13 protein-coding genes are annotated in these 13,005 nt (G+C 66.9%); 8 read left to right on the forward strand and 5 right to left on the reverse strand.

Annotated features, from left to right (window positions below):
* Nucleotides 1–2 precede the first annotated feature (2 nt).
* On the reverse strand, nucleotides 3–1,244 hold the full coding sequence (gene mexE, locus RTW82_RS12605) for a multidrug efflux RND transporter periplasmic adaptor subunit MexE (RefSeq protein ID WP_271661126.1): 1,242 nt from the start codon (nucleotides 1,242–1,244) through the stop codon (nucleotides 3–5).
* A gap of 523 nt (nucleotides 1,245–1,767) precedes the next feature.
* Nucleotides 1,768–2,685, reverse strand: a complete 918-nt coding sequence (locus RTW82_RS12610; RefSeq protein ID WP_031286975.1) for a LysR family transcriptional regulator — start codon at nucleotides 2,683–2,685, stop codon at nucleotides 1,768–1,770.
* 166 nt (nucleotides 2,686–2,851) lie between these two features.
* Here RTW82_RS12610 and RTW82_RS12615 point away from each other — a divergent pair, with 166 nt between their 5' ends.
* The 4 genes from RTW82_RS12615 to RTW82_RS12630 all read left to right on the forward strand — a co-directional run bounded on the left by RTW82_RS12615 (nucleotide 2,852) and on the right by RTW82_RS12630 (nucleotide 7,911).
* A complete protein-coding gene (locus RTW82_RS12615) occupies nucleotides 2,852–3,871 on the forward strand; it encodes a zinc-dependent alcohol dehydrogenase family protein (RefSeq protein WP_316925275.1) in 1,020 nt (339 codons plus the stop codon).
* A gap of 266 nt (nucleotides 3,872–4,137) precedes the next feature.
* On the forward strand, nucleotides 4,138–5,064 hold the full coding sequence (locus tag RTW82_RS12620; protein WP_021217308.1) for an AraC family transcriptional regulator: 927 nt from the start codon (nucleotides 4,138–4,140) through the stop codon (nucleotides 5,062–5,064).
* Between the two features lie 139 nt (nucleotides 5,065–5,203).
* The gene (locus RTW82_RS12625; protein WP_043244769.1) at nucleotides 5,204–5,662 is read left to right on the forward strand and encodes a (2Fe-2S)-binding protein; all 459 of its coding nucleotides are present in this window, start codon (nucleotides 5,204–5,206) and stop codon (nucleotides 5,660–5,662) included.
* Between the two features lie 11 nt (nucleotides 5,663–5,673).
* Nucleotides 5,674–7,911 (forward strand): xanthine dehydrogenase family protein molybdopterin-binding subunit, encoded by a 2,238-nt coding sequence (locus tag RTW82_RS12630; RefSeq protein WP_316925276.1) that lies wholly within the window; start codon nucleotides 5,674–5,676, stop codon nucleotides 7,909–7,911.
* 24 nt (nucleotides 7,912–7,935) lie between these two features.
* On the opposite strand, the gene ptrC is transcribed toward RTW82_RS12630, so the two are convergent.
* Nucleotides 7,936–8,127, reverse strand: coding sequence for a type III secretion system co-regulatory protein PtrC (ptrC, locus tag RTW82_RS12635; RefSeq protein ID WP_316925277.1), 192 nt, complete (start codon nucleotides 8,125–8,127; stop codon nucleotides 7,936–7,938).
* A gap of 234 nt (nucleotides 8,128–8,361) precedes the next feature.
* On the opposite strand from ptrC, the gene RTW82_RS12640 reads away from it, so the two are divergent.
* Nucleotides 8,362–9,363, forward strand: a complete 1,002-nt coding sequence (locus RTW82_RS12640; protein ID WP_316925278.1) for a zinc-dependent alcohol dehydrogenase family protein — start codon at nucleotides 8,362–8,364, stop codon at nucleotides 9,361–9,363.
* Between the two features lie 279 nt (nucleotides 9,364–9,642).
* Here RTW82_RS12640 and RTW82_RS12645 read toward each other — a convergent pair whose 3' ends face one another.
* Nucleotides 9,643–10,557: a LysR family transcriptional regulator gene (locus RTW82_RS12645; protein ID WP_316925279.1), complete on the reverse strand. Its 915-nt coding sequence runs from the start codon at nucleotides 10,555–10,557 to the stop codon at nucleotides 9,643–9,645.
* A 138-nt stretch (nucleotides 10,558–10,695) separates the two neighbouring features.
* On the opposite strand from RTW82_RS12645, the gene RTW82_RS12650 reads away from it, so the two are divergent.
* Nucleotides 10,696–11,439, forward strand: a complete 744-nt coding sequence (locus tag RTW82_RS12650) for an SDR family oxidoreductase (RefSeq protein ID WP_021217302.1) — start codon at nucleotides 10,696–10,698, stop codon at nucleotides 11,437–11,439.
* Between the two features lie 249 nt (nucleotides 11,440–11,688).
* On the opposite strand, the gene RTW82_RS12655 is transcribed toward RTW82_RS12650, so the two are convergent.
* Nucleotides 11,689–11,919 (reverse strand): DUF2789 domain-containing protein, encoded by a 231-nt coding sequence (locus tag RTW82_RS12655; protein ID WP_263403982.1) that lies wholly within the window; start codon nucleotides 11,917–11,919, stop codon nucleotides 11,689–11,691.
* A gap of 133 nt (nucleotides 11,920–12,052) precedes the next feature.
* Here RTW82_RS12655 and RTW82_RS12660 point away from each other — a divergent pair, with 133 nt between their 5' ends.
* Nucleotides 12,053–12,496, forward strand: a complete 444-nt coding sequence (locus RTW82_RS12660; protein ID WP_316925280.1) for a VOC family protein — start codon at nucleotides 12,053–12,055, stop codon at nucleotides 12,494–12,496.
* A gap of 193 nt (nucleotides 12,497–12,689) precedes the next feature.
* Complete coding sequence (locus tag RTW82_RS12665) at nucleotides 12,690–12,986, forward strand: hypothetical protein (RefSeq protein ID WP_184489109.1); 297 nt, start codon at nucleotides 12,690–12,692, stop codon at nucleotides 12,984–12,986.
* Nucleotides 12,987–13,005: the final 19 nt, after the last annotated feature.

Raw genomic sequence — 13,005 nt, forward strand, 5'->3', positions numbered from 1 at the left:
CCTCAACCGCGCGGAGCGACGGCAGGTTTGGCGTTCTGTTCGGCGACACGCGGTGCGTCACGGCCTTCCACGCTCTGGCGCAGGCGGGCCAGCTCGGCGAGGGTGTTCTCGTCGGCCATGGGCACGGACTGCGGGTCGACGGTGGCGCCGGGCATGGTGTGCTGCAAGCCGTTGACCACGATCTTCTCGCCCTTGGCCAGGCCGGTGCGGATGATGCGCAGGCCCTGGACCTTCGGGCCGAGCTCGATGGAGCGGTAGGCCACGGTGTTGTTCTCGCCCAGGACCAGGACGAACTTCTTGCCCAGGTCGGTGCCGATGGCATCGTCCTTGATCAGCGCGGCGGGGTAGGTGTCGCTGCCGACCAGCTTGATGCGGGCATAGAGGCCGGGGGTGAAGCGGCCGTCCTTGTTGTCGAACACGGCGCGGCCACGGATGGTGCCGGTGCGCGGGTTGACCTGGTTGTCGAGGAAGTCCAGCTGGCCCAGGTGCGGGTTGCCGGTCTCGCTGGTCAGGCCCAGGTACACGGGGCTGGCGCCACGGGCATCGCCGCCGGCCTTGCGGGCCAGTTCTACGTACTTGAGGAAAACGCGCTCGTCGGCATCGAAGTAGGCATAGACCTTGTCGGTGGAGACCACGGAGGTGAGCAGCGACTGGCCGGCGTTGACCAGGTTGCCTTCGGTGATTTCGGCACGGCTGACGCGGCCATCGATGGGCGAGGTGACGCGGGTGAAGCTGAGGTTGAGCTTGGCGTTGTCCAGCTCGGCCTGGGTGGCGGCGACGGCGGCCTGGGCTTCCAGGGCGGCGCTGCTGCGGGCATCGGCCAGCTCGGCGGAGATGGCGTTGCTCTGGCGCAGGCGGTCACCGCGACGGGCTTCGTTCAGCGCGCGGGTCTGGCTGGCGCGGGCCTGTTGCAGCTGGGCTTCGAGGCGTTTCACTTCGGCCTGGAAGGGGCGCGGGTCGATCTGGAACAGCAGGTCGCCTTTCTTGATCAGGCTGCCTTCGCGGAAGGACACGTGATCGATGTAGCCGGAGACGCGCGGACGGATCTCGACGGATTCAGGCGCTTCGAGGCGGCCGGTGAATTCGTCCCATTCGTTGATCGGCTGTTGCAGCACCTCGGCCACGCTGACCTTGGCGGCAGCGGGTGCAAGCGTGGCTTCCGGGGCCTTACCGCACGCCACCAGCACCAGCAGGGATGCGAGGGTGAGGCCGGTACGCCAGGTGGATTGAGTGGACTGTTCCATGTGTAGCTCCGCCATTTGGATTTGTAGATGGGGCGGAGTCTGCTGGCTGGCTCGTTCGCGGACGAATCGAACGCCACGAAGATAAATATCACCGTCAGTGATAAATCAATTTTTTCCATTGATAGTAGGTGGCTTGCCCTGCGAAACCGCCCTGGAATGGGGCTTTCGGCGGATCGTTGCATGGTTTCGGGGCATTCACGGGATTGCTTGCAACGGCGAATCGGGGCGGTTCTATCGATAGAAGCGAATGGCTGTTGCTTTTCATCGATTCGGGTTCGCGCGGGTACTCGTAGGAGCGGGCTCTGCTCGCGAAGCGTTTCGCGGTTGAAACCGGTCCATCAGTGTCATGGCGGGCTCCGCTGGTGGATGAAAAAAGCGTCATCCACCCTACGCAGCGGTCGCGTACGTGCGGCGGGGCTGTAGGGGCGACTTCAGTCGCCAAGCGGTGCGCAGCACCGCCGTAGGGCGGGTGAAACCCGCGTACGGAGTGGCCGGGGGCGTCGGGTTTCACCCGACCTACACGCTATTCGAGGCTATCCGGGTCACCGCAGTACATCTGGATGCGCGAGCGCAGCCAGCGTTCCGCCGGGTCGTTGTCCTGGGCGCCGCGCCAGGCCATGGACAGCTCGAAGGAGCGGCCGCCGTAGGGCGGGTCTTCCGCGCGCAGGCCGCCGGCGGCGGTGAGGGCGGCGGCGGTGTAGTCGGGCACCACGGCGACGATGTCGGTGCCGGCGAGCAGCGCGCCGAGGCCGTTGAACTGGGGCACGGCCAGCACCACGCGGCGCTTGCGGCCGAGTTTTTCCAGTTCCTCGTCAACGAAGCCGGAGAGGTCGCCCGCGTAGGACACCAGGGCGTGGGGGCGTTCGCAGTAATCCTCCAGGCTCAGCGCGCCGGGTATCGCATCGGCGCGCAGCAGCTTGGACTTGGAGCGGCGGATGGTCTTGCGCTTGGCGTTGGCCGGCAGCTCGTCGGTGTAGCTGACGCCCACGGAGATTTCGCCGGACGCCAGCAGGTTGGGCATCAGCAGGTAGTTGGTGCGGCGCACCACCAGCACCACGCCGGGCGCCTCGGCGCGCAGGCGGCGGAGCAGGGCGGGCAGCAGGCCGAACTCGACGTCATCGGACAGGCCGATGCGGAACACCGCGTTGCTGGTGGCCGGATCGAAGTCGGCGGCACGGCTCACGGCGGTGGAGATGGAGTCCAGCGCCGGGGAGAGCAGGGCGAAGATTTCCACCGCTCGCGCCGAAGGCTCCATGCTGCGGCCGGTGCGCACGAACAGCGGGTCGTCGAAAAGGGTACGCAGCCGCGCCAGTGCGGCACTGATGGCGGGCTGGCCGAGGAAGAGCTTCTCCGCCGCCCGTGTCACGCTGCGCTCATGCATGAGCGTCTCGAACACGATCAGTAGATTGAGGTCAACTCTACGTAGGTCGTTCCTGTTCATGCAGGGCTACTTCCGAAATAAGTGTGTGAAAAATGAGGCTCTGCAGCGCGGTCGTCAAGGCTCACATCATCCGTGTTTATGACAACTATTGATGCGCGCGGGTGGTTTTAGGGATAAAGCCCGGATAGAGTCCATGGCCATGACAGAGTCACAGGCGAGGTGTGTGATGTCCCGCATGATCCGTTTTCATCAATTCGGCGAGGCCGATGTGCTCAAGCTGGAAGAGCTGCCCACCCCGAAACCGGGGTTCGGCGAAGTTCTGGTGCGCACCCAGGCGCTGGGCGTCAGTTGGAAAGACGTGCTCTGGCGGCAGAATCTGGCTTCCGAACAGGCCCGTCTGCCTGCCGGGCTCGGCTTCGAGCTGGCCGGCGTGGTAGAGGCCGTTGGCGAAGGTGTCGATGACCTGCAGCCCGGCATGGCCGTGGCCAGCTTCCCGTCCGCCACCCCGAATACCTATCCGGCCTGGGGCGACATCGTATTGATGCCGCGCCGTGCCCTGACCCGCTATCCCGAGGTGCTGACCCCGGTCGAAGCCGCCGTTCACTACACGCCGCTGCTGCTGGGTTACTTCGCCCTGGTGGAACTGGCCAAGGTCAAGCCCGGCCAGCATGTGCTGATCACCGAGGCCGGCCATTGCCTGGCGCCGCAGTCGGTGCAGCTGGCCAAGGCGCTGGGCGCGATCGTCATCGCCTCCACCAGCTACCCGGAGAGCCGCCCGTTCCTGAAGGAGCTGGGCGCCGACAAGGTCATCGTCACCGAGGAGCAGGACCTGGTCCTGGAAGTCGAGCGCTTCACCGCCGGCAAGGGCGTGGAAGTGGTGCTGGACCAATGCGCCGGCCCGCAGATGAAGCTGCTGGGCGATGTCGCGTCCCCGCGCGGCAAGCTGATCCTCTATGGCATCAACGGTGGCAACGATGCAGCCTTCCCGGCCTGCGCGGCCTTCAAGAAGCACCTGCAGTTCTTCCGCCATTGCGTGATGGATTTCACCGGCGACCCGGAAACCGGCCTGGAGCGTGATGACGCTGCCGTGCAGCGAGCGCTCGCGCATATCAACCAGATGACCGGCGACCGTTTGCTCAAGCCGGTCATCGACCGGGTCTTCGAGTTCGTCGACTTCGTCGAAGCGAGCCGCTACATGGAAACCTGCCCGGCCGGTGGCCGCGTGGTGATCCACGTCGCCGACTGACCCGCCGTTGCAATGGGCTTCACCGAATCCGGCGCCATGTGCGCCGGTTTTCGTTTTCGCCGGCTGGGTGCCGATCGTCGCAACGGCGTTCATCGATGCACGGAGTCGGCCAGGCTCGAAGGGGCGCCAGTGTGTGATCACGGGTCGCCGCTTCGGTAGCAGGATTCTGCAGGATTCTTGCCTGATCCTGCCTAAGTGGTTTCCCGCCCAAGACGCGCCCCGCGCGCGCAAGTAGAGTTGTCGCCTGATCCGGAGGGGCTGAAACCATGACCACACCCGCAACCCTCGAAGAACAGGGGCGCAGCGCACCCCTGGGGCCGCAAGCCAGGCTCGCGCGCCTGATTGAACGATTCGCCCGGGAGGAGGGCGTCAATCACACGCCTATCCCACGCCTGTCACTGTTCCGCGCCACCGCTGCCACCGAGCCCATCCACTGCCTCTACGAGCCCGCCCTGGGCATCGTCGTGCAGGGCTGCAAGCAGGCGATGCTCAATGATGAGACCTACATCTACGGCCAGTCCCAGTACCTGATCGTGTCCCTCGACCTGCCGGTGATCGGCCAGGTGCTGGACGCCACCCCCGAAGTGCCCTTCCTCAGCATGCGCCTGGACCTGGACCCGGCGCGCATCAGCGAGCTGTTGCTGGAAATGGACAGGCCGCCGGCGGTGACCAGCTCCGCGCGCGGCATCTCGGTGTGCAGCCTGGACGAGCCCCTGCAGGACGCGGTGATCCGCCTGGTGAGCCTGCTCGATACCCCCGACGACATCGCCGTGCTGGCGCCCCTGGTGGAGCGCGAGATCCTCTACCGCCTGCTGCTGGGCGAGCGCAGCGCGCAGCTGCGCCAGATCGCCTGCGTCGGCAGCCACACCCAGCGCATCGCCAAGGCCGTGAGCTGGCTGAAGAACAACTACCACCGGCCGCTGCAAATCGGCTCCCTGGCCGGCGAGGTGAACATGAGCACCTCGGCGCTGCACCACCACTTCAAGTCGGTCACCGCCATGAGCCCGCTGCAGTTCCAGAAGCAGCTGCGCCTGCAGGAGGCGCGCCGGCTGATGCTCGCCGAGGCGCTGGACGCCGCCACCGCCGGCAGCCGCGTCGGCTACGAAAGCCCCTCGCAATTCAGCCGCGAATACAGCCGCCTGTTCGGCGAGCCGCCGCAGCGCGACATCGCGCGCCTGCGCCAGAGCGCCTGATACCGCTCCGCTGGTCGTCCCGCCGCTGCAACGGCGTTGGGACGGCCCGGGAGCTTCTACCCTGAAACAACCGTGCCCTGAACCGGCCCGCCCGTGGCCGGTGATCCATGAATCCATACCCGTAGAGGTGGAGAAGCCGATGATCACCCTGAACCTGAATGGCCAAGACAAGGAACTCGATATCGCCCCCGATATGCCGTTGCTCTGGGCATTGCGCGACGTCGCCGAGATGACCGGCACCAAGTACGGCTGCGGCATGGCCCTGTGCGGGGCCTGCACCGTGCACGTGGACGGGCAGCCGACGCGGGCCTGCATCACCCCGGTGTCGATGCTGGTGGGCAAGAAGATCACCACCATCGAGGCGGTGGGCGATGACGCCGTGGGCAAGGTGGTGCAGGAGGCCTGGCGCAAGCTTGACGTGGTCCAGTGCGGCTACTGCCAGTCGGGGCAGATCATGGCGGCCACCGCACTGCTGGCGGGCAACCGCAAACCCAGCGATGCCGATATCGATGCGGCCATGAGCGGCAATATCTGCCGCTGCGCCACTTACGTGCGCATCCGCGCGGCCATCCACGAAGCAGCCGGCCAACTGGCCTGAGGAGCACCGACATGGGCAAGATCGAAACCCAGACCGCGCCGGGCAACGGCATCCTCAACATCAGCCGCCGCACCTTCCTCCAGGGCAGCGGCGGGCTGGCCCTGGGCGTGCTCTTCGCGCCGCTGCTGGACGCCGCCGAGATGTTCGCTGCCGACGCCCGCTTCGAACCCAACGCCTTCGTGCGCATCGCCCGCGACGGCACCGTGACCGTGGTCGCCAAGCACGTGGAGATGGGCCAGGGCGCCTACACCGGCCTCGCCACCCTGGTGGCCGAGGAACTGGACGCCGACTGGAGCCGCGTGGTGGTCGAAGGCGCGCCGGCCAACGCCGCCGTGTACAACAACCTGGCCTTCGGCACCCTGCAGGGCACCGGTGGCAGCAGTGCCATGGCCAACTCCTTCGAGCAGATGCGCAAGGCCGGGGCCAGCGCCCGGGCCATGCTGGTGGCCGCCGCCGCGAAGCAATGGAAGGTGCCGGCCGAGGCCATCACCGTCAGCGAGGGCGTGGTGGCCCATGCCGCCTCCGGCAACAAGGCGGGTTTCGGCGACCTGGCCGAGGCGGCCGCGCAGGAGTCGGTGCCCACCGAGGTGAAGCTCAAGCAGCCGAAGGACTTCAAGCTCATCGGCCAGCTGACCGCCAAGCGCAAGGACAGCCACGACAAGACCAACGGCACCGCCGTATTCACCCAGGACTTCAAGCTGCCGGACATGCTGGTGGCCGTGGTCGCCTACCCGCCGCGCTTCGGTGGCGTGCCCGGGAAGGTGGACGCGAGCAAGGCCAAGGCCATCGCCAACGTGGTGGCCGTGGTCGAATTCCGTGACCTGCCTCATGGCCGCTCCGGGGTCGCCGTGCTGGCGAAGAACACCTGGGCCGCGCGCCAGGGCCGCGATGCGCTGGTCATCGAATGGGACGAGAGCAAGGCCTTCAAGCTGGGCAGTGCCGAGATCTTCGCCAAATACCGCGAGAGCGCCGGGAAGCCCGGGCTGATGGCCGCGCGCAGCGGCGACGTGGACGCCGCGCTGGCCAAGCCGGCGAAGCTGATCGAGGCGGAGTTCGAATTCCCCTACCTGGCCCACGCGGCGATGGAGCCGATGAACTGCCTGGTCAAGCTCGGCGACGGCACCTGCGAAATCTGGAACGGCGAGCAGTGGCAGACCGGCGACCAGGTGGCCGTGGCCAAGTACCTGGGCATCCCGGTGGACAAGGTCGCCATCACCCAGCTCTACGCCGGCGGCAGCTTCGGCCGCCGCGCCAACCCGGTGTCGGACTACCCGCTGGAAGCCGTGGCGGTGGCCAAGGCCGCACGGGACCAGGGCATCAAGGTGCCGGTGAAGCTGGTCTGGACCCGCGAGGACGACACCCGTGGCGGCTACTACCGCCCGGCCTACCTGCACCGTGCGCGCCTGGCGCTGGATGCCGAGGGCAAGCTGCTGGCCTGGCACCACCGCATCGTCGGCCAATCCATCATCAAGGGCACCGGCATGGAGGCCTTCCTGATCAAGGACGGCATCGACAACACCTCGGTGGAAGGGCTGGCGAATCTCTCCTACGCCGTGCCCAACCTGCAGGTGGAACTGGCCACCCCCGACGACATCCTGGTGCCGGTGCAATGGTGGCGCTCGGTGGGCCACACCCACACCGGCTTCGCCGCCGAGGTGCTGATCGACGAAGCCGCCACCACCGCCGGCAAGGACCCCTACGACTACCGCCATGCACTGCTGGAGAAACACCCGCGCCATCGGGGCGTGCTGGAACTGGTGGCGGACAGGGCGGGCTGGAAGCAGCCGCTCAAGGCCGGTGGCGAAGGCGAGAAGCGGGGTCGCGGGATCGCCGTGCACGAGTCCTTCGGCAGCTACGTGGCCCAGGTGGTGGAAGTGACGGTGAAGGCCGACGGCAGCTACAAGGTGGATCGCGTGGTCTGCGCCGTGGATTGCGGCGTGCCGATCAACCCCGACGTGATCCGCGCGCAGATGGAGGGCGGCATCGGCTTCGGCCTGGCGGCGGCGCTGCACAGTGCGGTGACGCTGAAGGATGGTGCCGTGGAGCAATCCAACTTCCACGACTTCCAGGTGTTGCGGATGAACGAGATGCCGGCCGTGGAGGTGCACATCCTGCCATCCACCGAGCAGCCCACCGGTGTGGGTGAACCCGGGGTGCCGCCCCTGGCGCCGGCACTGGCCAACGCCCTGCATGCGGCGGTGGGCGTGCGCTTGCGGACCCTGCCGTTCCCCGCCCAGGTCAAGGCCTGAGGCGGCGCGACCGGGCCGCTGTTATCAGGCGGCCTGGTTGCGGATCAACTGGCGCAGGGCGCGGCGCTCGGCGATGGGCGTCGGGGCCTGGAGCATCTCGAAGGTGCCGTCTTCCTGGCAGATCGCGACTTCGGTTTCGAAGTGCAGGTGGAACTCGTCCAGGGTGACGTGGGTGACCAAGTAGCTGCTGTCGATGAATTTCGATTGTGCGGTCATGGCTGGATTCTCGGTTCATTGGCGACGCAAGGGCGATGGGTGAATCTTGCCGGTGCGTTGGCAATCGGAGAATTGAAAGGGGCTGATGGTCAGTATCAGTGGTGTCGATGCTTGTCGTTGCGCTGACGCCTGGTGCGGCAGCGTCCCTGTTTCCTCGCCCTCGCGGCGGCTCTATAGTGGGCGCCGGATGCCGGGCCAGGCCCCGGCGAAGCTGATTGCCAAGGAGTGAATCCCATGTCGAACCCCACCATGCGCGCCCTCGTGCTCGAGGACTACCAGAGCGGCCGTTTCACCCAGCAGGAGATCGCCCGCCCGGTGGCCGGCGAAGGCCAGGTCCTGGTGCGTATCGAGGCCAGCGGGGTGAACCCCATCGACTACAAGATCCGTACCGGCCGTGCGCCCTATGCCGACCCGGTGCTGCCGGCGGTGCTGGGCACCGAACTGGCGGGCGTGGTGGAAGCGGTGGGCGCGGGCGTTACGCGCTTCAAGGCCGGTGACGAGGTCTACGGCCTGGTCGGCGGCGTGCGCGGGCTGCAAGGCACCCTGGCCGAGTTCGCCGCGGTTGATTGGCGCCTGCTGGCACTGAAACCGAAGAACCTGAACATGCGTGAAGCAGCCGCGTTGCCGCTGGTGTTCCTCACCGCCTGGGAAGGCCTGGTGGACAGCGCGCGCCTGCATGCCGGGCAAACCGTACTGGTAACCGGTGGCTCCGGCGGCGTCGGCCATATCGCGGTGCAGATCGCCAAGGCCTTCGGCGCCGAGGTCTTCGCCACCGCATCGCCGGCCAAGCACGAGATGGTGCGCAGCCTGGGCGCCACCCCCATCGACTACCACACCACCAAGGCGGCCGATTACGTGGCGGCCTTCACCGGTGGCAAGGGCTTCGATGTGGTCTACGACACCGTGGGCGGCAGCTCCCTCGACGACGCCCTGGAATCGGTGCGTATCCGTGGCCATGTGGTCAGCTGTGCCGCCTTCGGCAACCACAGCCTGGCGCCGTCGTCCCTGCGTGCGGCGACCCTGAACGGCATCTTCGTGCTGCTGCCGATGCTCACCGGCGAAGGCCGTGCCCACCATGGCGAAGTCCTCGCCGACGCCACGCGCCTGGTGGAAGCCGGCAAGCTCAAGCCGGTGCTCGACCCGCGTCATTTCACCCTGGCGACCGCCCACGACGCCCACGATGCGGTGGAGCAGGGCACCGCCTTCGGCAAGGTCGTCATCGATATCGCCGAGTGATCCCCGAACAGCGGCATTGATGGGGTCGCCGATGATCGCGGTGTTCCGGGCTCGGATCGATGGGTTTCGCTGCGCTCTACGCCATCCTACGGGGGGCGGAATTCAACTCGTAGGATGGGTAGAGCCGTGCGAAACCCATGCTGGGGTCGCCGATGATCGCGGTGTTTCGGGCTCGGATCGATGGGTTTCGCTGCGCTCTACGCCATCCTACGGGGGGGCGGAGTTCAACTCTTAGGGCGGGTGCAACCCGCGACGTCCCGCCCACGGCTTATCGGGAATTCAGGGCTCCAGCGGAACCCAGGCCGGATCGGAAAGCCGCTCCACCAGCCGATCGAACACCAGCCGCACCCGGGGTGATACCGGGCCGCGCTGGGGGCGGTAGGCGAACATCTCCCAGGCCGGCGACTCGTTGTCGCTGAGCACTCTCACCAGTTGGCCGCTGCGGATATGCGGCGTCACCAGGTAGCTGGGCAGCTGGCCGAAGCCGGTGCCGGCCAGCACCGCTGCGCATTCGCATTCCTGGTCGTCGGTGGTGAAGGCGGCGCGTTGCGGCTGCATCTGCCGGCCTTCGGCGAAGGTCCAGGGCCACAGGCGCCCGGTGTTGCCGTCGATCAGCGCGGTGGTCGGCACTCGGTTCAGCGCATCGATGTCCTCGGGCGCACCGACGCGCTCCAGCAGCTCCGGCGACCCCACCACATAGAGCGGCACGCGCGCCGTGGCGCGGGCGATGTAGCGGCGATCGCGGATGAAGCCCATGCGCACACCGATGTCTATCTGCTCGTCGACGGAGTCGGTCATCTGGTCCGAGAGGCGCATGTCCAAAACGATTTCCGGATGCTCGCGCTGCAGTTCCGCCAGCAGCGGCAGCACGTAGCGGCGGCCGATGGAGCGGGGCGCGGTGATGCCCACGCGCCCGGCCATGCCGTTCTGCCCCCGGCGGGCGTGGCGTTGGAACAGCTGGTCGAAGCTGCCCAGGGTCTCCCGCGCCTGGGTCGCCAGCTGCTCGCCGTAGGCGGTGATCTGCACCTGCCGCGTGCTGCGGTGGAACAGCGGCTCGCCCACCAGTTGCTCCAGCTCCTTGATGGCCCGGGTCACGGTCTGCGGGGAGGCGCTCAGGCGTGTGGCCGCTTCGCGGAAGCTGGCGGACTCGGCGGCGATGCAGAAGATGCGCAGCATCTCCATTCGATTGAGCATGGCGGATGACCTTTGGATTGTTCCGATTAATGGAATTTTGCAATCCTAATACTTCCATTCCCTGGTCGTCATCGGCTTCCCATACTGGCCCCAACAGCAGGAACACCTCCTGCCAGCAGCCAACCTGAGGAACCCGACATGAGCACCAATATCAACGGCAAAGTCATCGTCATCACCGGCGCCAGCAGCGGCCTCGGCGAAGCCACCGCCCGCCACCTGGCTGCCCTGGGCGCCTCGGTGGTACTCGGCGCCCGCCGCGTCGACCGTCTCGACGCGCTGGTCAGCGAAATCACCGCCGCCGGTGGCAAGGCCGTGGCCTTCGCCACCGACGTCACCGATGCGGCCCAGGTCCGCGCCCTGGTGCAGGGCGGCATCGACGCCTTCGGCCGCATCGACGTGCTGGTCAACAACGCCGGCCTGATGGCCATCGCGCCGCTCGCCGAAACCCCGGTGGAGGAGTGGGACCGCATGATCGACATCAACATCAAGGGCGTGCTCTACGGCATCGCAGCAGCGCTGCCGGTGTTCCAGCAGCAGCGCAGCGGCCAGTTCATCAACGTCGCCTCGGTGGCCGGGCACAAGGTGTTCAGCCCGGGCGGCACCGTGTACAGCGGCACCAAGTTCGCCGTGCGCGCCATCAGCGACGGCCTGCGCCATGAAGTGGGCGGCGACATTCGCGTCACCGTCATCTCCCCCGGCGCGGTGGATTCGGAACTGAAGCTGGGCAGCTCCCACGAGGAAAGCCGCCAGGCCCTGGGCGAGTTCTACAAGCTGGCGATCCCCGCCGAATCCGTCGCCCGCGCCATCGCCTACGCGGTGGAGCAGCCGGCCGAGGTGGACATCAGCGAAGTGGTGCTGCGCCCGACCGTGCAGGACTTCTGATCGAGCGGGTGCACCTGCGCAGCAAAACGAAACGGCCCCTATGGGGCCGTTTTTTCATTCGGGCTTCAGGCATCACGTCCTTGGCGTGTGGCCTGCGCTATCGGCTCTGCCTGTGACTGAGAGTCCTGCAGAATGAACTCGTGCCGTAGGGTGTGCCGTGCGCACCTCCGCTCGGTGCTTCCGGCGAGTCCCAGGTGCGCGCAGCACACCCTACATCTGAGCCGCGAGCTTCCCTGGCTGTTCGCCGGCTCACTTCGACAAACGCACCGCCAGCTCATCCACCTCCACGGCCCAGTCGGCGTCCTGCACCAAGGCGTTGCGCAGGAAGGCGCTCTGGGCTTCGTTCCAGAAGGGCGCGTCCTGTATCTTCTGGCCGTCGGCGAGGTGGTGGTCAGCGATGAAGGCTTCGATCTGGCGGTGGTCGGACTCCAGGCCGAGCTGCTCGAACAGGGTGGCGAGGTTGTGCGGGGTCGTATCCATTGAGGGCTCCGGTACGGATGGGAAAGGTGCAAGGACTATAGACCCGCATTCCGCGCTTTTAGTGTCGGTGAAACCTGCGCTAAGGTGGCGCGCCCCGCCCATGGAGGGTGGGTGCGAGAGGATGGAGCCCAACATGCATTTCAATGCCCTGGTCCCGGAACTGCTGGTCAGCGATTTCGCCCGTAGCCTGGATTTCTATTGCCGCGTACTGGGCTTCGAGGTGGCTTACCAGCGCCCCGAGCACCGCTTTGCCTACCTGCGCCTGGGCGAGGCCCAGCTGATGCTGGAAGAGGACGACGGTGAGGCCTCTGAGTGGCGCGTCGAACCGCTGGAGGCGCCGTTCGGCCGTGGTCTCAACCTGTCCATTCGCTGTGCCGATGCGCTCGCCCTGATCGCGCGCATCGAGGCGGCCGGCGTGCCCTTGCGGCGCGGGGCTCTGGAGCGCTGGTACCGCCAGGACGAGCAGGAGCACGGCGAGTGCAACTTCCTGCTGCAGGACCCGGACGGCTACCTGCTGCGTTTCCACCAGAGCCTGGGCATGCGGGCGTTCAGTGGGGTTCTGCCGGAGCGGGGGTGACGAGGGCTGCGGCACGCGAGCACAGCGCTTCGCGAGCAGAGCTCGCTCCTACGGATGGTGGGTGGTGGGTGGCGGGCGGCGTGTGTGTGGCGTCGCGTGGCGGGAAATCTTTGCCAGCTCCAGGGAACCCGCGCCGCTGCGCTGGTTCAAATCGGCACGGATTCCCCCTCACATGCCGATTCCCGGAGCTGTCATGCGCGTGCACACCAAACTTCTGTTGGCAGGTCTCTGCTTCCTTCCCCTCGCTGGTTGCTTCAAGGGCGAGATCGATCAATCGTCCCTCTGCACCTACAGCTCCGACGCCGAGGCGCGCCAGTGCAAGGAAGGCGAGCTGTCCTGGTTCAAACCCACCCAGTGGAACAACGAGCAACTGCCGCTGAGCGTCGCCGCGGCCTACTGCAACTTCAACCACGAGGTGATGTACAACAACGCGGGCGTCATCTGCGTGTTCACCGAGAAGCGCATGAGCCTGGTGAAGAACAGCCAGTAACCCCGCCGAGCGCCCACAA

Source organism: Pseudomonas sp. zfem005, assembly GCF_032621735.1.
GTDB classification, from domain to species: Bacteria; Pseudomonadota; Gammaproteobacteria; order Pseudomonadales; family Pseudomonadaceae; genus Metapseudomonas; species Metapseudomonas solani.